24 protein-coding genes and 2 other annotated features are annotated in these 18,543 nt (G+C 47.3%); of the genes, 18 read left to right on the top strand and 6 right to left on the bottom strand.

Features of this window, described 5'->3' with window-relative positions; genetic code table 11:
* Window positions 1-90: 90 nt before the first annotated feature.
* Window positions 91-636 (bottom strand): YusW family protein, encoded by a 546-nt coding sequence (locus tag AC0TWI_RS21070; RefSeq protein ID WP_488128306.1) that lies wholly within the window; start codon window positions 634-636, stop codon window positions 91-93.
* Window positions 637-823: 187 nt separating this feature from the next.
* Window positions 824-962 (top strand) — a sequence feature (ribosomal protein L20 leader region).
* A 70-nt stretch (window positions 963-1,032) separates the two neighbouring features.
* Between AC0TWI_RS21070 and infC the strand changes: the two genes are divergently transcribed.
* The 6 genes from infC to AC0TWI_RS21040 all read left to right on the top strand — a co-directional run bounded on the left by infC (window position 1,033) and on the right by AC0TWI_RS21040 (window position 4,323).
* Complete coding sequence (gene infC / locus AC0TWI_RS21065) at window positions 1,033-1,536, top strand: translation initiation factor IF-3 (protein WP_488128305.1); 504 nt, start codon at window positions 1,033-1,035, stop codon at window positions 1,534-1,536.
* Window positions 1,537-1,555: 19 nt separating this feature from the next.
* The gene (gene rpmI / locus AC0TWI_RS21060; protein ID WP_488128304.1) at window positions 1,556-1,756 is read left to right on the top strand and encodes a 50S ribosomal protein L35; all 201 of its coding nucleotides are present in this window, start codon (window positions 1,556-1,558) and stop codon (window positions 1,754-1,756) included.
* Window positions 1,757-1,788: 32 nt separating this feature from the next.
* The gene (rplT, locus tag AC0TWI_RS21055; protein WP_488128303.1) at window positions 1,789-2,142 is read left to right on the top strand and encodes a 50S ribosomal protein L20; all 354 of its coding nucleotides are present in this window, start codon (window positions 1,789-1,791) and stop codon (window positions 2,140-2,142) included.
* A 69-nt stretch (window positions 2,143-2,211) separates the two neighbouring features.
* Window positions 2,212-2,484: a DUF1294 domain-containing protein gene (locus tag AC0TWI_RS21050; RefSeq protein WP_488128302.1), complete on the top strand. Its 273-nt coding sequence runs from the start codon at window positions 2,212-2,214 to the stop codon at window positions 2,482-2,484.
* A 44-nt stretch (window positions 2,485-2,528) separates the two neighbouring features.
* A complete protein-coding gene (locus AC0TWI_RS21045) occupies window positions 2,529-3,101 on the top strand; it encodes a TVP38/TMEM64 family protein (RefSeq protein WP_488128301.1) in 573 nt (190 codons plus the stop codon).
* 106 nt (window positions 3,102-3,207) lie between these two features.
* A complete protein-coding gene (locus AC0TWI_RS21040; protein WP_488128300.1) occupies window positions 3,208-4,323 on the top strand; it encodes a CAP domain-containing protein in 1,116 nt (371 codons plus the stop codon).
* 123 nt (window positions 4,324-4,446) lie between these two features.
* On the opposite strand, the gene AC0TWI_RS21035 is transcribed toward AC0TWI_RS21040, so the two are convergent.
* Window positions 4,447-5,826, bottom strand: coding sequence for a vWA domain-containing protein (locus tag AC0TWI_RS21035; RefSeq protein ID WP_488128299.1), 1,380 nt, complete (start codon window positions 5,824-5,826; stop codon window positions 4,447-4,449).
* Between the two features lie 91 nt (window positions 5,827-5,917).
* Entirely contained in the window at window positions 5,918-6,310 is a 393-nt protein-coding gene (locus AC0TWI_RS21030) for a sigma-w pathway protein ysdB (RefSeq protein WP_488128298.1), read from the bottom strand.
* A 95-nt stretch (window positions 6,311-6,405) separates the two neighbouring features.
* Between AC0TWI_RS21030 and AC0TWI_RS21025 the strand changes: the two genes are divergently transcribed.
* The 6 genes from AC0TWI_RS21025 (at window position 6,406) to AC0TWI_RS21000 (ending at window position 10,800) form a co-directional block, all read left to right on the top strand.
* Window positions 6,406-6,897 (top strand): dUTP diphosphatase, encoded by a 492-nt coding sequence (locus tag AC0TWI_RS21025; protein ID WP_488128297.1) that lies wholly within the window; start codon window positions 6,406-6,408, stop codon window positions 6,895-6,897.
* Between the two features lie 131 nt (window positions 6,898-7,028).
* Complete coding sequence (locus tag AC0TWI_RS21020; protein ID WP_488128296.1) at window positions 7,029-7,412, top strand: hypothetical protein; 384 nt, start codon at window positions 7,029-7,031, stop codon at window positions 7,410-7,412.
* A 14-nt stretch (window positions 7,413-7,426) separates the two neighbouring features.
* Window positions 7,427-8,086, top strand: coding sequence for a PspA/IM30 family protein (locus AC0TWI_RS21015; RefSeq protein WP_488128295.1), 660 nt, complete (start codon window positions 7,427-7,429; stop codon window positions 8,084-8,086).
* A 59-nt stretch (window positions 8,087-8,145) separates the two neighbouring features.
* Entirely contained in the window at window positions 8,146-8,754 is a 609-nt protein-coding gene (locus AC0TWI_RS21010; protein WP_488128294.1) for a hypothetical protein, read from the top strand.
* A gap of 253 nt (window positions 8,755-9,007) precedes the next feature.
* Window positions 9,008-10,093: a M42 family metallopeptidase gene (locus tag AC0TWI_RS21005; RefSeq protein ID WP_488128293.1), complete on the top strand. Its 1,086-nt coding sequence runs from the start codon at window positions 9,008-9,010 to the stop codon at window positions 10,091-10,093.
* A 254-nt stretch (window positions 10,094-10,347) separates the two neighbouring features.
* A complete protein-coding gene (locus AC0TWI_RS21000; protein WP_488128292.1) occupies window positions 10,348-10,800 on the top strand; it encodes a small multi-drug export protein in 453 nt (150 codons plus the stop codon).
* Window positions 10,801-10,985: 185 nt separating this feature from the next.
* Here the strand turns inward: AC0TWI_RS21000 and sspI are convergent, their stop codons facing one another.
* Window positions 10,986-11,192 (bottom strand): small acid-soluble spore protein SspI, encoded by a 207-nt coding sequence (gene sspI, locus AC0TWI_RS20995; protein WP_488128291.1) that lies wholly within the window; start codon window positions 11,190-11,192, stop codon window positions 10,986-10,988.
* Between the two features lie 140 nt (window positions 11,193-11,332).
* Here sspI and AC0TWI_RS20990 point away from each other — a divergent pair, with 140 nt between their 5' ends.
* From AC0TWI_RS20990 to pheT, 6 genes are all read left to right on the top strand, one after another.
* Window positions 11,333-11,662, top strand: a complete 330-nt coding sequence (locus AC0TWI_RS20990; RefSeq protein WP_488128290.1) for a PadR family transcriptional regulator — start codon at window positions 11,333-11,335, stop codon at window positions 11,660-11,662.
* Window positions 11,659-12,288, top strand: a complete 630-nt coding sequence (locus AC0TWI_RS20985) for an HAAS signaling domain-containing protein (protein WP_488128289.1) — start codon at window positions 11,659-11,661, stop codon at window positions 12,286-12,288. The genes AC0TWI_RS20990 and AC0TWI_RS20985 overlap by 4 nt, the downstream gene beginning before the upstream one ends.
* Window positions 12,289-12,345: 57 nt before the next feature.
* A complete protein-coding gene (locus AC0TWI_RS20980; RefSeq protein ID WP_488128288.1) occupies window positions 12,346-12,870 on the top strand; it encodes a hypothetical protein in 525 nt (174 codons plus the stop codon).
* A gap of 125 nt (window positions 12,871-12,995) precedes the next feature.
* On the top strand, window positions 12,996-13,751 hold the full coding sequence (locus AC0TWI_RS20975) for a TrmH family RNA methyltransferase (protein ID WP_488128287.1): 756 nt from the start codon (window positions 12,996-12,998) through the stop codon (window positions 13,749-13,751).
* Window positions 13,752-13,800: 49 nt separating this feature from the next.
* Window positions 13,801-14,037 (top strand) — a binding site (T-box leader).
* 101 nt (window positions 14,038-14,138) lie between these two features.
* Entirely contained in the window at window positions 14,139-15,176 is a 1,038-nt protein-coding gene (gene pheS / locus AC0TWI_RS20970; RefSeq protein ID WP_488128429.1) for a phenylalanine--tRNA ligase subunit alpha, read from the top strand.
* Between the two features lie 14 nt (window positions 15,177-15,190).
* Window positions 15,191-17,605, top strand: a complete 2,415-nt coding sequence (gene pheT, locus AC0TWI_RS20965) for a phenylalanine--tRNA ligase subunit beta (RefSeq protein WP_488128286.1) — start codon at window positions 15,191-15,193, stop codon at window positions 17,603-17,605.
* Between the two features lie 51 nt (window positions 17,606-17,656).
* Here the strand turns inward: pheT and AC0TWI_RS20960 are convergent, their stop codons facing one another.
* On the bottom strand, window positions 17,657-17,947 hold the full coding sequence (locus AC0TWI_RS20960) for a DUF5316 family protein (RefSeq protein WP_488128285.1): 291 nt from the start codon (window positions 17,945-17,947) through the stop codon (window positions 17,657-17,659).
* Between the two features lie 49 nt (window positions 17,948-17,996).
* On the bottom strand, window positions 17,997-18,521 hold the full coding sequence (locus AC0TWI_RS20955; RefSeq protein ID WP_488128284.1) for a GrpB family protein: 525 nt from the start codon (window positions 18,519-18,521) through the stop codon (window positions 17,997-17,999).
* Window positions 18,522-18,543: the final 22 nt, after the last annotated feature.

Genomic DNA, 18,543 nt, shown 5'->3' with positions numbered 1-18,543 from the left:
GTGAGAACTGATTTTCCGCGGCAGGCCTTTTTCTCTTTTCTCTGTGGAGAGCAAAGGGATTTATCTTAGCAATCAGGGGGCTGATTTCTATTATTTATTGTCCTTCACTTCCACTTTCGTACCGTCTTTTTTCGTATATTCCAGATCGAACTTGTTGTAGTCATCGCCAAGCTGGAAGGCATCCAAAGTCTGGCGAATCACCTCTTCCTTCGGAGTATTCGCGTCAAATCCGATGCTTTGCATCGAGGTATAAAGTGCCTGGAACGCTTCTGAACCTTTCAATACTTTATTGTGGACTTCGTCCGATAGCTTCGCTTCATACTTTCCGTTTTCATCTTCCTGTTCATATTCAAAATCAAACTCCGAACCTGGGCCGTAGTCCACTTCGAGGTCGAATTTCGTGAAATCCAATTCAGCCATTTGATCCGCTACATTTTCATCGGATACATTGCCGGTGGATTTATTGCCGCTGTTTGCCGGATCAGTATCTTCCGGTGTCGTTTTTTGTTCCGGCTCGTTTTCCGGAACCGTTACTTTCTCTTTCGGGTTTGAGTCGACCGACGGATCGTCATTTCCGCAGGCGGACAGCCCGAGAGCAAGCGCCATTGCTGAAAATCCATAGACAAATTTTTTCATACGGGGAACCTCCAGTAAGATAGACTTGTTATACAAAGTTTTACCCGCTGGCTTTGTTTTAAACATTTTCAAAACATATTGCAATCTGGCCTAGGATTTGTTATCATGAAAGACGTTGTTAAGAGGATTCATTATTGACAAGAGATTTTGCTTATGTTATAGTAACTAAGGTGAATTGAATACTCATATGTGGAAGAAGGAGCTGCCCGCTTCTCGCCTGATCGACGCTTCTTGCTGTTGGCAGGTTTTCATGAATTCAGAAACAATTTTTAACGACTTTGTTAATGAAGTGCGGGTTGCTATGTGCACCGCACTTTTTTATTGTAATTTTTCAGTTGTGATTTCCACAGTGTATTCCTCAAAAAACCTTGGAGGTGGCTAACTATTAGCAAAGATATGTTGGTAAATGAAGGCATCCGTGCCCGTGAACTTCGTCTTGTTGATCATAATGGTGAGCAATTGGGAGTCAGATCCCGAAATGAAGCTCTTGAAATCGCCGCTCGCGTCAATCTGGACCTTGTCCTTGTCGCTCCAAACGCTAAGCCGCCGGTAGCCCGGATTATGGACTACGGAAAGCACCGCTTTGAGCTGCAGAAGAAAGAAAAAGAAGCGCGCAAGAACCAGAAAGTGATCAATGTGAAGGAAGTTCGTCTGAGTCCTACTATTGATGAGCATGATTTTAACACGAAGCTGCGCAATGGCCGCAAGTTCCTCGAAAAAGGCGACAAGGTCAAAGCATCGATCCGCTTCAAAGGGCGCGCCATCACGCATAAAGAGATCGGCCAGCGCGTATTGAACCGCTTTGCCGAAGAGTGTGCGGATGTAGCGACAGTTGAATCCAAGCCGAAGATGGACGGCCGGAGCATGTTCTTAGTATTAGCACCAAAAATCGAAAAGTAATGTTGAGGAGGAAACCCCTATGCCAAAAATGAAAACACATCGCGGTTCGGCGAAACGCTTCAAAAGAACCGGAACTGGCCAACTGAAACGTGGACATGGTTACACAAGCCACTTGTTCGCCAATAAATCGACTAAACAAAAACGCAAACTTCGTAAGTCAGCTATGGTATCAAAAGGCGATTTCCGCCGTATCCGCCATATGCTTGCTAACATGAAGTAATCGGACCGAGATCCAATTAGGAGGGAAATAATATGCCACGTGTAAAAGGCGGTACAGTAACCCGCAGACGTCGTAAAAAGGTATTGAAATTAGCAAAAGGTTATTTTGGTTCCAAACATAGATTGTTCAGAACTGCAAATCAGCAAGTAATGAAATCATATATGTACGCTTACCGCGATCGCCGCAACAAAAAGCGTGACTTCCGCAAATTGTGGATCACACGTATCAACGCTGCTGCTCGCACAAACGGCCTTTCTTACAGCCGCATGATGCACGGTTTGAAAGTAGCCGGCATTGAAGTAAACCGCAAAATGCTTGCAGAGCTTGCTGTAGCTGATGAAAAAGCATTCGCAGCATTGGCGAATAAAGCGAAAGCTGCTCTATAATAATTGAAATGTGAAAAGCCATTCTCTATTGTGAGAGTGGCTTTTTTGCTTATGAGAGGGGGAAGGAAGATGAATACATTTGCCATTGGCTACTTCATTTTCATCAACGTTATGGGTGCACTGATGATGAGGAATGATAAACAATATGCCCGCCAAGGGAAAAGGCGGATCAGAGAACGGACGCTTTGGCTTGTTGCAATTGCCGGAGGGGCTCCAGGCATGACGGTTGCCATGAATATATACCGCCACAAAACAAAGCATCTTTCATTCAAGTATGGCTTCCCGCTGCTGGCCATCATCGATCTGTTCCTATATAGCCTTGTGCTCTACTACGGGTCATAACAGCCGAGCCATGCGTATAAAATGGGAGTAAGAAGGTGATGCGAATGAATGAGAAACTCGTATTCATGCTGGCGTTCATGGAGGAAAGCGGAAGGCTGGCACCATTCATTTTTATATTCTTTCATACGCTGCGGCAATTCCTGTTCATTCCGGTCGCCCTCGTCTGTATGGCCGGGGGTGTGCTCTTCGGCAGTCTGCTCGGCACCATCTATTCGCTCATCGGCCTGCTGATACTGTCCGCTCTATTTTATTTCTGTATCGGCCGCATGCCGAAGATGTACGAAAGATTGATGGGCATCAAATCGAAATGGTTTGGCCGCTACCATAAAATGACAGTCGGCCAAATCTCGGTACTCCGGCTTATTCCTTTTTTTCATTATCATTTGCTTAATCTTTGCCTGAAGGAAAGGCGCCCCGACTTCAAGGGCTATATGAAGGGGGCCTTCGTTTCCAATCTGCCGCTCGCTTTCTTTTATACCGTTTTCGGTGAATTTATCACCCGTTTTACTCCGGCGATCGCTGCTATGATTGTTGTTGCGTTATTTGTACTTTTTTATGCGCTGAGGGAAAAGATTGCTGTAATTGCCTGGAAGGAATTTTTTGCTGAGGGTAGTTAAAAGCTGGAACAGTGCAGTGCGCTGTTCTTTTTTTGTTTCGTTTTTTGGTATACTGGCAACAGACGGTTTTCGTAGGGAACCGTTACTTTTTTATAGAGGTGAAAGAATGCCAAAATTGCGTTCGATTATTGTAACTGTTGTGATTGCTTTTGTATTTTGGCATTTTTACGGAAGTTCATATAAAACAGGGGGAGTCCAGGGCGTAGTGGATAAAGCCAGAGCGGACGTCCAGGCGATTGCAGAACATCCTCTTGTACGCAATACATGGCACTCGATCAAGCTGGGTCTCGGGGATCTGAAAGATGAGGCTATGAATAAGGGATTAAAAGGGCAGGGCATTGCCGAAAAGCCGGACCTCCGCAGCCCGGATACCCAGGATTTTTCCGTCCACAATGTAGAAATAGGAGATGCGAAGGCGGATGTGGAAGCCGCAGCCGGTTCCCCGAAACGTTCGAGTTTCAATGAATATGGCACGGAATGGTATACCTATCACGAAGGCTACCATAATTTTTTTATGGCCGCATATGATGAACAGGGAAGGGCGGCTGCTTTGTATACAAATCAGGATCTGCTTTCTTCCAAGACAGGCATCAAACTGGGGACGCCAAAGGATGAGGTTAGGCAGCTCGGATACAAACCGTTGGAAGCGATACGTAAGGGCCTGATCTCTTATCGGATGGATTCAAAAGGCGAGTACGATCTTTTTTTGATAGACGGCAATTATGTGACCATCTTTTATGATACGCAGCAGGGAGATATGGTCACGGCCATTTTGATTGTCAGTGAAAAATTCGAAAAGAATAAGGAGAACATTTATGGGGCTCCAAGCGAAGAGTTGAAGGAAGGTTATGAGCAGCAGCTTTTCGATGTGACCAATGCGGCAAGGGTGCAGCACGGGCTTAACGCGCTATCCTGGAATGAGCCGGTTCAAGCCACTGCACGGGGCCACAGCAGCGATATGGCGGATAAACATTATTTCGACCATACCAATTTGGAGGGGAAATCCCCTTTTGACCGGATGGAAGAGGACGGAATTGCATTCAGCATGGCTGGTGAAAACATCGCAAAGGGGCAATTTAACAGTATTTTTGCCCATGAAGGGCTGATGAACTCCCCTGGCCACCGAAAAAACATCCTTCTCCCTGAATATAGAGCGCTCGGAACGGGAGTCGCTTTCAACGAAACAAATCAACCTTATTTTACCGAGAACTTTCTCAAATAATCGGAATAAGGGTGGATTAACTTTGGAAAATGAAAAAGCATCAAACCCCTTTGTCAGGTTTGATGCTTTTTTGGTTCGATCTTAAGCTAATCCAGCGGTCACCGCTCATTTCTGTTCATTTCGCTACTGGGGCTTGTTTTGTTCGTACTTCTCTTCAAGCAGCCTGATTGTTTCATCGATTGTCCGGTCATTCAGCTCGTAAAGATCTGCCTTCATTTTTTCATGTTCTTCATTGATCCATTGATGATAGTCTTGGTTTTTTTTCTGCAGATAGCCATAACTTTCACTCGACATCAATTTTCGGTCCTGGCGTAGATATTGGAGTGCGAATCCGACCCCCTGTCTCTCGTCTACGACTTTCCCGAATTCGCGGGCAAAATAGTTCCAAATGTCATTCCAATTTTTCACCCGATCCCATTCAAGCCGGGAGGTTTTATCCTTTTTCCACGCCTCCCACTTTTTAGCGAGCTCTCCTGCTTGAAGCAATTCTTTCTCAAGGCTGTCGGCATTTTGTACGTCTTCATATGTTCCGTTTGCCGCTTTGGCAACCTCCTGTAACTGGCTGCGTCCTTCGTTGTCAATATTGAACCCGATTACGTTGATGATCGGTGTAATATCGGAATCATAAAGCGCTTTTGCAGCAGTGACAGGATCATCATCACAGGTCGAAATACCATCACTGACAAGATAAACAATATTTGTGCTGTTTTCTCCCTTATGAGGAGCGAGATCTTTCTTTGCTTCATCAATGGCCAGCTGAATCGGCGTCCATCCTGCAGGCTTGGACCGGTCAAGGGCTGATTGAAAATTGCTCTCATCATATGCTGACAAAGGATAGATCAGTTCGCTGCTCGAACAGGAGCGCTCTTTGTCCGCATCGCTGCCGGAACCTTCATGTCCATATATCCTCAAGCCGACATTGGCATCCTTAGGAAGGCTCCGCAAAAAGCTGGCTATCGCTTTTTTTGCTGCCTCCATTTGCGATTCCCCGTCGTTGTCTTGATTCATACTCCCTGAAGCGTCAAGCAAGATGAGCACATTCAAGTTATCCTTGAACTGCCTTCGCGGCTCATCAGCGTCAGGACTGCCAATTGCCTGGAATTTCAGTTTCGCAATCAGCTCTTCCGGGCCAATGAAGTCATGTTGAAATATGGATAAGAGTTCAAGGTAATAATGATCAAGTTCTTGCTCGGACCGTTCACCCGAAATGTCCGGCAGACCTTCCGTCAGCTGATCCATTTTTTTCTGACCTTCTTCTTTTAGGATAGGTATAAACTCAGTGTAGCCCGGAGGAAGCGCCGCGAGTTCGGCTAATGTTGAGGGCAGCTGCCTGGCTTCCGGTTTTTCCTCCTTTTGGGCAGGGGATGGAGACTTTTGTTCCACAGCTACAGGGTCGGCTAATACAGGTTTTTCTGTTTCAGGTTTGGCTTGTTCCTCCTTTTCCTTTCCGCACGCGACCAATATCAATAAGAGCAACAGAAATACGAAAGATCTTTTTTTCATATTTCCTCCTTCGGTATTTATTATCGTAACAGCGTAATGACAGGCCGATAGGAAAGAAATGAGGGCAGCCGGCTTCCGCATTATATTTTAATCAGTTTTTTCGGTTTTTCTCCACCAATTCCTTGATCGGGCTTTTCCAGTCGATCGCTGCATTCGGATAGCGGAGTTTCACTTCGTTTTCGATAAAAAGGAAGTCGTCATAGGAAAGACCCTGCAGCAAATCATTGTTATGCGGCCAGATGAAGATGGAAACCACTTCAAAGGAACGATCGGTCGTCCCGAGATATTTTTCTCCTTCGAACATCACACCATTTAATGTCACCAAGAAATTTTTGCGGATGTTATCGCTTGCATCATAAAAGAAATATCTTTTTTGTTCATGTGCGGTCTCCAGCTTCCGCTTAGGATCCATAATGAATTTGACGATTTTATAGATAATGTAGATGATCAATGCCAAAATAAGAACTCTCAATAGTAAAATCACGGCTCATGCCTCCAAACCGAGTAATTTAACCTGCTATACGTTTAAAGGAGAAGAAAGGTTTCATTATTTGTTATAATTTTTTTGGAGGGATGAATATGACTTTGGCTGAATGGTTTGAAATGCAGAGAAAGCTTGATCAATATATTGAAGCGGAACACAATTTGGAAAACGAAAACCTTGTGGAAAGAAAGATTTTGGCACTGCTTGTGGAAGTAGGAGAGCTTGCGAACGAGACAAGATGTTTTAAGTTTTGGAGCGTTAAGCCTGCCTCTGACAGAGAGACCATACTTGAGGAGTTTGTCGATGGGGTTCATTTTATCCTGTCGATCGGTTGGGAGCTTGGTTTTGAAGACAGTGATGTTTCTTTGATTGCACATGAAGATAATGCTGACCTTGTCCAAGCGTTTTTAACCGTCTTTCATTTCATTGATGAATTGAGGCGGACTCTCGGGAAAGCGGAGTTTGAGCAGCTGCTGCGCCAATATTTCATTCTAGGACAGGCGCTCGGGTTCTCGGTCGCTGAAGTGCAGGAGGCCTATTTACAGAAGAATGAAGTGAATTACAAGCGGCAGCAGGAAGGCTACTGAGTGGCCAGCAGCTTGAATGAAGCGAAAAGAAGCGGAGAATTTTTTCTCCGCTTCTTTTTTTCTGCGTTTCACCAAGTTTTCACCATCCAGGTCTAAACTGCAATTATCAAGAACGAAAGGAGGGGTTCCGGATGAATGGAGGAAGGAAAAAATGGTTCGTTTGGGGAGGAGCAGCAGTTTTGGTGCTGCTTGCAGCCAATGTTCTCAATGGGATGTTCAGAGCAGCAGGAATGCATGGACATGGTCCAAGAGGGATGGAGATGCATGGCAGGTATATGCCGCATCATGGAATGCAAATGGCCCATCACTCAGGCGGAGTTTCCTTGTTCTGGCTAGTACTGTTCCTGATTTTGGGAGTCGCCATTCTCATTTTCGTGGTGAAGAAGCTTCGGCAGAAAAATGACGAATCAGCCATGCAGGAGTTTATCAGCACATCTATGCAAAGTCCAAATCGATCGTTTACGACCCGAAATGCGGATCTGCTGGATCAGTGGGAAAAAAATAACAAAGAGTAAAAGGAGAGATTCAAATGGGGATTTTTAAGAGAATGAAAACAATCGCAAAGGCCGATATGAATGGATGGCTAGACCGCGCTGAGAATCCAATCGCAATGCTGAATGAATATTCAAGAGAAATGGAGCAGGAAATCGGAAAAGCACAAAGCGCTTTGGCGAGGCAGCTGTTTGTCGAAAATAAGCAATCCGCATTGATTGTCGAAACGAAGGCAAATGTGGAAAAAAGGTCTCGCCAGGCGAAGCTTGCGATCGAAAAAGGAGAGGAAACGATTGCTGTGCTGGCTGTTCAGGAAAAGCTGGCCCAGGAAAAGCAGCTTCGTCTTTATGAGGAGCAATCCGCTGCTATTCAGGAACAGACGGAACACTTTCGAGAAAAATTACAGGAGTTTCAGCAAACGTATACTGAGCTCCAGCAGAAGAAAACCCTGCTCGCTTCAAGGGCAAATGTCGCCTTATCGATTAAAAGAATTCAAACGTCCGCTGGTGCCTATAGGATAGACAATATCCATGCGGGTGTCGCCCGGGCTGAAGACCGGATTTTATTAATGGAAGCTGAAGTCCAGGCGGGAAATCACCTTTCCGCTCCTTTGCGGATGCAGGAGACGGCCTATATCGGCACAGAAGAAGTGGACGCAGAAATTGAAAAGTTGAAAAATGAAAAAGCGCTTGTCTGACAGGAGGAAGCACTGGTGCTTGGCTGGTGCTTCTTTCTTTTTTAAAAAGGAGGGGGAAAATGAGTATATCTATGTCCGCGCTGCTCTGCCTGGCCATTGCCTTCATCCTGGAGAAGCTGCCATTTATCGGAACCGGCCTTTCCATTGCCTATGACATTCTTCTCGGCTTCGCAATGAGGCTTCTTTCCGGAAATGGAGACTCGGAAGGCGGCGAAGCAATCACATTAAAGCAGGAGCTGATTGCCTATCTTTGCCATACAATCGTATTGGCGATGTCCATTGGGCTTTACTCCCTTGTCCGTTCGGGCTTTGGCCATTTGGCTATGCTGATATTTATCGGAGCCGCTACCTTCTCGCTATTATTTTGGATTCGCGGTTTGATCAAGATGGTGCAAACGGTGTTCTTACTCCTGATCTTGTTCCTGCCTTTGCTGCTCGGGACTGCGTCGATAGTAGGGCAGCTTGCCCTGCTTCTCACTTCGCTTCTTCTCGTTCAGTCGGTCTCCCGAGCATGGGGATTTTTCCGCGCGAATTCCAGAAGCGGACGAATAGAGGGACAGGCATTATGGCTGCGACGAATTCCGCGGTTTTTTCTCGGAGCCGCCTTGCTTTCCCAGACATTGGCTGCTGTCTGTTTTACCCTCGTCGATTCCTCCATTGTTTTGTAAACTACGTTAAATAATGAACCGGCAGCATCCTCGTATACTCATAGCGGATGCTGCCGTTTTTGCGTTTTATGGCGTTTCCGGATATTTGCTGGTTTTTGTCCGCCTGCTCAACGTTTGTTTTTCATGAAAAAGATAATTATAATGAGGAGTAAGATTTGCCGCAGTTTTATTGCAATTTTGCAAGTGGGCGAAAGGTCCATGACAGCGCTTGCCTGACCCATTTGCGTTTACATGAATACTAGGGAGGCTAACCATGACAAAGCTTGATGAAACATTAACAATGCTAAAAGAACTGACAGATGCAAAAGGCATCCCGGGAAATGAGCGGGAGCCGCGCGAAGTAATGAAGAAATACATAACGCCGTATGCGGATGAAATCGAACAGGACGGCCTTGGCGGTCTTATCGCCAAAAAGACGGGGGATCAAAATGGCCCGAAAGTGATGATTGCCGGCCATCTTGACGAAGTTGGCTTCATGATTACTCAAATTGACGATAAGGGTTTCCTCAGGTTTCAGACAGTAGGAGGCTGGTGGTCACAAGTGATGCTGGCACAGCGGGTGACCATCGTTACTGAAAAAGGAGACGTTACGGGCGTGATTGGGTCTAAGCCGCCGCATGTATTGACAGCAGAGGCAAGAAAAAAGCCGGTCGATATCAAAGACATGTTCATTGACATCGGTGCTTCCAGCAAGGAGGAAGCGCAGGAATGGGGAGTCCGTCCGGGAGATATGGTGGTCCCTTACTTTGAATTCACGGTGATGAACAACGAAAAGCATTTGCTTGCGAAAGCATGGGATAACCGGATCGGCTGTGCGATTGCGATTGATGTGCTGAAAAACCTGAAAGGCGAAAATCATCCGAACACAGTCTATGGCGTCGGCAACGTCATGGAAGAGGTTGGCCTTCGAGGCGCAAAGACAGCTGCAAATAAAATCAATCCTGATATTTCCATCGCCGTCGATGTAGGGATTGCGGGTGATACACCAGGGACTTCGGATAAGGAAGCACAGGGCAAGATGGGTGACGGCCCGCAAATCATTCTTTATGATGCTTCCATGGTCTCGCATAAAGGGTTGCGCGATCTTGTGACGGGTGTGGCAGATGAATTGGGCATCCCCTATCAGTTTGATGCGATTCCAGGCGGAGGCACGGATGCCGGGTCGATTCATTTGACCGGTGAAGGGGTTCCTTCACTTGCCATTACGATTGCAACACGCTATATTCATACACATGCCGGAATTTTGCATCGTGATGATTATGAAAATGCCGTCAAGCTGATAACGGAAGTCGTTAAACGTTTGAACAGGGAGACGGTTGATAAGATAACTTTTGAATAAGGTGGTTTCTGCCGATTTTATCTCGGCTGATTCATCTTGTTGCTCATCCATGTTTGTAAGGCAAAGCCGAGGTTTGGGGTTTCCGGATCTCGGCTGTTTTTTTCTGCGCTGCGGCCAGAAAAGGACACCAGCAGCATATGGGCGGTTTGTGCGAAACCCTGATGTACGAGTGCCGGGATAATTTCGGGCTCGAAGCTGATATCATCCGGTTTGGCGCAAGCTGACCTTTTGTCCGCAAAAAAAGGAGGGGAAATATGGGTACGATTTGGGAATATGCTCTTGTTTTTTTGCTGGCGGCTACTCCCTGGTTCGAAATCGCCGCGGTGATTCCGCTTGGTATTTTGCGTGGTTTGCAGCCAGTGCTTGTCGTGATTTTGGCGTTTCTCGGCAATTTATCCACAATTGTTTTGCTCATCTACCTGTTTGATAAAGTCAAAGATTTTCTGAAAAAGAGAAAGGGCAAAGAAGGAAAAGGAGCCAAACGGGAAGAGCGGGCCCGCAGGATCTGGAACAAGTACGGGTTGCCGGGCCTTGTGCTGCTCGGACCGATACTGATCGGCATCCATATTGCTGTGTTTCTCGGCTTGACGCTTGGCGCGACAAAAAGATGGGCTTTGCTTTGGTCGATTGTAAGCCTGATCCTTTGGTCCGCCGTTTTCGGAATTGGTGCGTTTTACGGTATTGGAGTGTTTAAAACATATCTTTAGATTGAAAATGAAGCATCTTTTCTTCCGTCCCGTGTGGCGGTGCTCTTCCATTCATACTAAAAAGAATGGATTTTGACGGAGAAAGTTCGGTGAACAAAACAGCCCGGAAAGCGAGTTCAGCTTTCCGGGCTGTTTTTCTGAGAACACGGCTGCATGTATTATGTAACCGAAAATAGGGATCAGGCTTATTTCAGCCCGCTTTCCAGTGTTTCCAGCATCATGCTTTTTTCTTGTTCGTCTGCATGCTGCCAAATGACTTCAAATAACACACCGAGACCCGGCAGCATTTTTTCTTCTCCACGTTGGATAGCGTCAACAATCGTATCACGAAGCTGGGATTGATCATTTCCAGATACGTTGTGAATAATGGCATTACGCAAATTCAAATCCATTTGTCCTGTCCCCTTTCAGAGTGGTTTATAGTAGTTTGGCAAAAGGTTATTGGAATTATGCATTTGGCAGGATGGACATTGACAAAGGAAGAAGATGGAATCATAATGGATATACATAGAATTACTAGGTAGGTGAGAAGATGTTTGACCGTGAGCTGTTAAAAGGAAGTACGGCCTTGCTGATCATGCAGCTTTTGCAGGAACGGCCGATGTATGGGTATGAACTCGTTGACATTATGGAAAAAAGGAGCGGGAACACCCTGTCCGTAAAAGAAGGGACTCTGTATCCCGCACTGCATAAACTCGAACATCAAGGATTTATCGATTCCTACTGGGAACCACAGGAGAACGGGAAGCGAAGGAAATATTACCGTCTTACTGAAGAAGGGATCGAGAAGCTTCAAGATAAGACGAAGGAATGGACCTTGTTTTCTTCAATGATGAACCGGATGCTGGGGCATGGAAAATGAGGGATTGCAAAGGAAGATTTTTATACGAACTTAGCATTCACTTGGGCAGGCATCCGGATCGGGAAGAGATCCTGTGCGAATTCGAGGATCATTTAGCGCATATTGAAATAGAAGCAGAAGACGAAGCCCGAGGGATGGAACTGCTTTTAGAGAGGCTTGGCCCCCCGAAGCAAATTGCAAAAGAGTTTATGAATGCTTCAGGGGAGACGTCGTCGGCGGCAAAGTGGGTGTTTATCGGGTTGAACCATTTTTTCTTCCTCATCGGTTTCTGCCTCACGATTGGCGCACACTTTTTGGAAATCCCTACATTCCAAGAAATTTGGTCTTCTTTGGCGGATCAGCGTTGGCTATTGCTGTATGGCTATTTTGGATTATGGGTATGGTTCGGTTATTCCGTCGGCAAGGAATGGGGACATGGAGGAAAAGGATTGCTGCACAACACTTTGCTGCTCTCTCTAATTCCCAATCTCATGCTGATGTTGGCAGTGCTTTTCAGGATACTGCCATCGCAGTGGTTTGCGATGATTCTTACTCCGTCTTTTTTAGTCGGCTGTATGGTGGCGACAGGCCTGTTTTTGCCAGTGGGCAGCCTTTCCTACAAATGGGGCGTGCGCAGGGCAGTTTAGAGCGCACGCAGCTTTTTTCATTCATACATAGAATAACTAGGTAAGGAGAAATGCAAAATGTCCCTATTTTTACTCGCAGGAACCGCCTTGATGATTATGGTGCTAATGAATAAGAAACGAATCGCCGAATGGATTGGCGAACCGATTTTTCTCGCATTTTTAACGAAGAAGGAGTGGTATCAAAATAAATGGCTTAGCGGGCTTTGCTTGTTTTTGACGAATGCAATCCTTTTTGGTCTTGCTGCAGCCGTTCTGTATTTCACAAGCTTCTTGCTCATCCCCTATATTCATTTGGCGATCATGCTGGCGGCAGTCATTGCAAGCATTGTGCTCTGGTCGGCACTTGCGAATGGGTACCATCAAGGTGCTAAGAGCCGCTTGATCAGCGGGCTGCTAGGCAGCAGCTTCTATTTACTTCTTCTTGTTGTCTTCGGATACATGATAGCGAATCTTCCTCCGGACACACCGGAGAATGATCAATTTATGGCATTTATCGGCCTGGTTTTTGCAAGTTTCGTCTGTATCGTTGCGTTTTTATCTTGTCTGTGGATTACAGGTTTCAGGAAGGAAGCCTCCAATTAACCAACTTTTGATCAATTGCTGCCCTCATTTCCCGAGCTTGGCAGGAAACACGTATCGTTCATTGTGCCGCCCCGCCCCTTCCATGTATAATGAAAAGCAGAATGGCAGGGAAGGGATTGCATGGAATGGAATGGATTAAATCGACGAAGAACCCGCGGGTGAAAGAGTGGAAGAAGCTGTTGGCGAAAAAAGGCCGGGAGCAGTCAGGGATGTATCTGATCGAAGGTGAACATCTTGTCGAAGAGGCGATCAGGGAAGAAGGGACCGTTCTTGAGCTAATTGCGGTGGAAGGACTGGATCTGCCCCGGATTGCACAGGACCTGGATCTTCCGATGACTTGGGTGTCTGCCGAAGTGGCCGCCGTCATTTCTTCTACAGAAACGCCGCAGGGTTTTTTCGCAGTCTGCAAAAAAGAAGCCCGGATGGTTGACCCAGCCAAGCATCGAAAACTTTTATTTTTGGATGGTGTGCAGGACCCGGGGAATTTGGGGACGCTTATCCGCACGGCGGATGCAGCGGGAATCGACGGTATTGTACTCGGTGAGGGAACAGTCGATCTGTACAATCCGAAAGTGATCCGCTCTGCACAGGGAAGCCACTTCCATCTTCCGGTTGTCAGCGGCAATTTGTCCCTTTGGGTGGATCAGTGCAAGGAGTATGAAATCCCTGTGTACGGCACTGCGTTAAAAAATGCCGTTTCATATAAGGATGTAGAGGCATCGGATGCTTTTGCTTTGATTGTTGGAAATGAGGGAGCGGGCATGCAGCCGGAATTGCTTTCACGGACAGATCGGAATCTGTATATCCCGATTTACGGGAAGAGTGAATCGCTGAACGTCGCGATTGCAGCCGGGATTCTTCTATACCATTTGCGAAAATAGGTTTGAAATCCTGCCGGCAAACGACTATAATGTGAGTATCTTAATAAAGTTAATGATGATGACGGAGAAGAGTAGCCGGAACAAAGCTTTCAGAGAGAATATGCCTAGGCTGTGAGCATATTCAGCGGAAACCGATGAAGTTCACCTCCCGAGTCGGCATCAGGACCGTACTGTACGTAAAGATGCCCCGGCCCATGCCGTTATATCAATGAAGTGAACATGAACTGCAATTTTGCAATGCGCATGTTTATAAGGGTGGTACCGCGACCAAAGCCTCGTCCCTTTCTTGGGGGCAAGGCTTTTTTTATTGCCCAAAACAGGGGGAGACCCCGCAGTATGAATGCACGAACGAGATGGGGGCAGACCCCCGATAAGGAGGAATGTGAAGTGGAAGAGACGTTGAAAGGGCTGGAGAAGGAAGCGCTCGATAAGGTACAGGCGGCTTCCGATTTAAAGGCGTTGAATGAGGTGCGGGTTGCCTATCTTGGAAAGAAGGGCCCGATTACTGAAGTGCTGCGCGGGATGGGCAAGCTGTCCGCTGAGGAACGCCCGAAGATGGGTGCGCTTGTCAATGTGGTGCGAGAAACGATCACAGACGCAATCACAGGCAAACAGGAAGAACTGGAGAAAGAAGCGGTGAACAGGCAGCTTGCATCTGAAAAAATTGACATTACATTGCCAGGACGCCCGGTGAAAATTGGCAGCCATCATCCGCTGACAAAGATCGTCGAAGAAATCGAAGATCTGTTCATTGGAATGGGGTACAAAATCGCCGAAGGTCCGGAAGTAGAGCAGGATTACTATAATTTTGAGGCGCTCAACTTGCCGAAGGGACACCCTGCCCGCGATATGCAGGATTCCTTCTATATTACCGAGGAAATATTGCTGAGAACCCATACCTCTCCTGTTCAGGCGCGGACAATGGAAAAGCATGAGGGCAAAGGCCCGGTGAAAATTATTTGTCCGGGGAAAGTATACCGCCGGGACAACGACGACGCGACACATTCCCATCAATTCACACAAATTGAAGGGCTTGTTGTTGATGAAGGAATTACGATGGGTGACTTGAAAGGCACGCTCCAAGTATTCGCGAAGAAAATGTTCGGCGAAGACCGGGAAATCCGCCTGCGCCCAAGCTTTTTCCCATTCACAGAACCGTCGGTGGAAATGGACATTTCCTGCAAAATCTGCAGCGGTGAAGGTTGCCGGGTGTGCAAGCAAACAGGCTGGATCGAAATTCTTGGCGCCGGCATGGTCCATCCGAATGTTTTGGAGATGGCTGGATTCGATTCGAAGAAGTACACCGGATTCGCTTTCGGCATGGGACCAGAGCGGATTGCGATGCTGAAATACGGAATCGATGACATCCGTCATTTTTATACAAACGATCTGCGTTTCCTACAACAATTTGCGGTGCAAGAATAAGGAGGTAAAATACCATGCTCGTTTCCTATAAATGGCTTGCCGATTACGTTTCCCTGGACGGTGTTCCGGCAGATGAATTGGCAGAGAAAATCACAAGAAGCGGTATTGAAGTTGACGGGATTGAACAGAAAAGCAAAGAAGTGAAAGGTGTCGTCGTCGGCCATGTGCTTGAATGCGAAAAGCACCCGGAAGCCGATAAACTGAACATTTGCCAGGTCGACATCGGAGAAGAAGAACCCGTGCAGATCATTTGCGGTGCTCCAAATGTGGGGAAAGGGCAAAAGGTGGCCGTCGCTAAAGTCGGTGCTGTTCTTCCCGGCAATTTCAAAATCAAAAAAGCGAAGCTCCGAGGCGAAACGTCAAACGGCATGATCTGTTCACTCCAAGAGCTTGGCATTGAAGGCAAGCTCGTCGCAAAAGAATTCGCAGACGGCATTTACAACTTCCCTCAGGATACGGAAGTCGGCCAGGATGCGGTCAGCCTGCTTAACCTTGACGATGAAGTGCTGGAGCTCGGCTTGACGCCAAACCGTGCAGATGCCATGAGTATGCTCGGCGTTGCGTATGAAACAGCTGCCATCCTCGACCGTGAAATCAAGCTGCCCCAAACTGAAACGGCACAATCGGCCGAGAAAGCGGCGGATGCCATTTCTGTAAAAGTGGAAGCGCCTGAGGACAATCCGCTCTACACAGCGAAAATTATCAAAAATGTAAAGATCGGCCCTTCTCCGTTATGGCTGCAGACAAGGCTGATGGCATCCGGCATCCGTCCGCATAATAATGTCGTCGACATCACGAACTTTATTTTGCTTGAATACGGACAGCCGCTCCATGCTTTCGATTATGACCGTTTCGGTTCAAAAGAAGTTGTCGTCCGTCATGCCCGTGAAGGCGAGAAGCTGACAACATTGGATGACGTCGAGCGCACTCTTCAGGAAGGTGAGCTGGTCATCACAAATGGCGAGGTTCCGGTCGCACTTGCCGGTGTCATGGGAGGCGCCGATTCGGAAGTGAGCGCGGATACGACAACGATCCTGCTGGAGTCTGCTTATTTTGCAGGTCCTTCGATTCGCTCGACATCCAAGCGTCATGGATTAAGAAGCGAGGCAAGCAGCCGCTATGAAAAAGGCGTCGATCCGGAAAGAGTCCGTCCGGCTGCGGAACGTGCTGCCCAATTGATGGCAGAACTGGCCGGCGGAGACGTGTTCGAAGGCCGGGTAGAGGCGGATCATTTGCAAGTGGAGCCGGCTGTTGTCTCCATCTCTCTTGAAAAGATCAACCGTGTACTTGGAACAGATATTTCTGCAGAGCAAGTGCTGGATATCTTCCGCCGCCTCCGTTTTACAGCGACAGAGGAAGACCGCGTATTCACCGTTACGGTGCCAACACGCCGCGGCGACATTACCATTGAAGAAGACTTGGTAGAAGAAGTTGCCCGTCTCTATGGATATGATCATCTGCCGACCACACCGCCAAAAGGCGCACAAACGGCCGGCGGGTTGAGTCCTAACCAGGAACGCCGCCGGAATGCAAGACGATTCCTTGAAGGCGCAGGATTCTATCAAGCATTGACCTATTCCCTCACTTCCGAGGAAAAAGCGGCAAGCTATGCAATTGAACAGCGTGAGCCTGTCCAATTGGCGATGCCGATGAGCGAAGAACGCAGCAGGCTTAGGCTGAGCATCGTTCCGCAGCTGCTGGAAGCAGTCGCATACAACGTTGCCCGTCAAATCAGCTCAGTTGCGCTTTATGAAATCGGGTCTGTCTTCTTGAAGAACGACGGAGAACAACTGCCGGAAGAGCGCGAACATATCGCAGGTGCTGTCACCGGCCTCTGGGTCGACAATGCATGGCAGGGCGAGAAGAAGCCGGTTGACTTCTTTGTCGTCAAAGGCGTGCTTGAAGGGCTTTTCGATAAATGGGGAGTATCCGAGAAGGTTGAATGGAGAGCCGCCGAGCGTGATGGCATGCATCCGGGCCGAACAGCTGACATTTATCTTGACGGCGAATTTATTGGCTATGCCGGACAGGTTCATCCATCCATTCAAAAGGATCTCGACATCAAAAATACGTATGTATTTGAAATCAAAGGAAATCCGCTATTTGGAATGGATCTTCCTGCTCTGCATTATACAGCGATTCCGCGTTATCCTTCCATTTCACGGGATATTGCGCTCGTGGTGGATCACGCGGCGACAGCCGGCAAGATCGAAGGCATTATCCGCACTGCTGGCGGCAAATTGCTGAAATCTGTTCACGTGTTTGATCTGTATGAAGGAGACAAAATGGAAGAAGGCAAAAAATCAATCGCCTTCTCATTGATTTATTCTGATCCGGAACGCACACTGACCGACGAAGAGGTCGTCAAGGCGCATGATAAAGTGCTTGCTGCTGTAAAAGAGCAAGCAGGAGCAGAGTTAAGAGGATAAGTATCATTGAAAAACCGCCGTCCCGGCAAGGGGCGGCGGTTATTTTATTGATCAAAATTTGACCAGATACAAAAGAGGTGACAAAAGAAGGCACGGCAACCCGACAAGCAGCAAGCGGAATGCGGTCCGGTTCCTTGTCATTCGTTCTTCTGGCGGTTCAGAGGCAAAAGCGGATCTCGTTCGGTCTCCGCTAGCTGCTGCCCCCGAAGAGAAAGCCGCAGCTAGAGCAAGCAAGAGGCCGGCCGATCCAGTGATGAACGGAGCCGTATCTGCTCCTCCCAGAATACGTGACAACACTGCAATGACCAGGGACAGGAGAACACCGAAAAGAACATACTTCATGGCAGAAGCTCCTTTTCATATTTGATAGTTTCCGATGACAAGACAGTTTTCAGGCATTTCTCTTGGCTAAAATGGACCGGACGAAGTCTTCCTTGTGATTCGTGTATTCGTTGATCCCTTGCTTAGCACCGAACGACAATTTCACTTGTTCATAACGTGTTCTTTCTATTTGATTACCATTTAAATAATCCCTGAAAAAAAGCAGGTCATTCCATTTTTGGCTATTCCGGTTCACAAGATGGATAAAATGGGTCTTCACTTCAAATGTTTCATCCGTAAACTTTGCGAGGACAATTTCATCTGGCCGCTCGACTCGCAGTCTATAAAAACCGGCTTGCCGAAGCTGTTTATACCATTCAGCCGGGAGGCTTTCGATATTCCCGACGCCGATCATGATATCAATGAGAGGCTTTGCTTGAATTCCTTCAATCGCTGTGCTGCCGATATGCTGAACTTGGTCAGGGGATAGGCCGGTATAGAACATGATGTCAGCCTGTATCTGGGAAAACTCATCCTTCCAGCATGGATTATATGGGACAATCCGAACCTCGTTTCTGCGTAACCCCAACATCATGGACATTCCTCCTTTTCACAAG

Source organism: Lederbergia sp. B243.17 (genome assembly GCF_057657925.1).
Note: the sequence above shows the minus strand (reverse complement) of the source record. Positions and strands in the feature narration are given on the sequence as shown.

Coding starts and splice junctions, on each gene's coding strand:
- AC0TWI_RS21050 (WP_488128302.1), top strand. CDS start 2,212: ATGAATACATTTGCCATTGGCTACTTCATTTTCATCAACGTTATGGGT.
- AC0TWI_RS20960 (WP_488128285.1), bottom strand. CDS start 17,947: ATGAAGTATGTTCTTTTCGGTGTTCTCCTGTCCCTGGTCATTGCAGTG.
- pheT (WP_488128286.1), top strand. CDS start 15,191: ATGCTCGTTTCCTATAAATGGCTTGCCGATTACGTTTCCCTGGACGGT.
- AC0TWI_RS20990 (WP_488128290.1), top strand. CDS start 11,333: ATGTTTGACCGTGAGCTGTTAAAAGGAAGTACGGCCTTGCTGATCATG.
- AC0TWI_RS21015 (WP_488128295.1), top strand. CDS start 7,427: ATGGGGATTTTTAAGAGAATGAAAACAATCGCAAAGGCCGATATGAAT.
- AC0TWI_RS21040 (WP_488128300.1), top strand. CDS start 3,208: ATGCCAAAATTGCGTTCGATTATTGTAACTGTTGTGATTGCTTTTGTA.
- AC0TWI_RS21000 (WP_488128292.1), top strand. CDS start 10,348: ATGGGTACGATTTGGGAATATGCTCTTGTTTTTTTGCTGGCGGCTACT.
- AC0TWI_RS21035 (WP_488128299.1), bottom strand. CDS start 5,826: ATGAAAAAAAGATCTTTCGTATTTCTGTTGCTCTTATTGATATTGGTC.
- sspI (WP_488128291.1), bottom strand. CDS start 11,192: ATGGATTTGAATTTGCGTAATGCCATTATTCACAACGTATCTGGAAAT.
- AC0TWI_RS20985 (WP_488128289.1), top strand. CDS start 11,659: ATGAGGGATTGCAAAGGAAGATTTTTATACGAACTTAGCATTCACTTG.
- AC0TWI_RS20955 (WP_488128284.1), bottom strand. CDS start 18,521: ATGATGTTGGGGTTACGCAGAAACGAGGTTCGGATTGTCCCATATAAT.
- AC0TWI_RS21020 (WP_488128296.1), top strand. CDS start 7,029: ATGAATGGAGGAAGGAAAAAATGGTTCGTTTGGGGAGGAGCAGCAGTT.
- rpmI (WP_488128304.1), top strand. CDS start 1,556: ATGCCAAAAATGAAAACACATCGCGGTTCGGCGAAACGCTTCAAAAGA.
- AC0TWI_RS21045 (WP_488128301.1), top strand. CDS start 2,529: ATGAATGAGAAACTCGTATTCATGCTGGCGTTCATGGAGGAAAGCGGA.
- AC0TWI_RS21010 (WP_488128294.1), top strand. CDS start 8,146: ATGAGTATATCTATGTCCGCGCTGCTCTGCCTGGCCATTGCCTTCATC.
- infC (WP_488128305.1), top strand. CDS start 1,033: ATGTTGGTAAATGAAGGCATCCGTGCCCGTGAACTTCGTCTTGTTGAT.
- AC0TWI_RS20975 (WP_488128287.1), top strand. CDS start 12,996: ATGGAATGGATTAAATCGACGAAGAACCCGCGGGTGAAAGAGTGGAAG.
- AC0TWI_RS21025 (WP_488128297.1), top strand. CDS start 6,406: ATGACTTTGGCTGAATGGTTTGAAATGCAGAGAAAGCTTGATCAATAT.
- AC0TWI_RS21005 (WP_488128293.1), top strand. CDS start 9,008: ATGACAAAGCTTGATGAAACATTAACAATGCTAAAAGAACTGACAGAT.
- AC0TWI_RS20980 (WP_488128288.1), top strand. CDS start 12,346: ATGTCCCTATTTTTACTCGCAGGAACCGCCTTGATGATTATGGTGCTA.
- rplT (WP_488128303.1), top strand. CDS start 1,789: ATGCCACGTGTAAAAGGCGGTACAGTAACCCGCAGACGTCGTAAAAAG.
- AC0TWI_RS21070 (WP_488128306.1), bottom strand. CDS start 636: ATGAAAAAATTTGTCTATGGATTTTCAGCAATGGCGCTTGCTCTCGGG.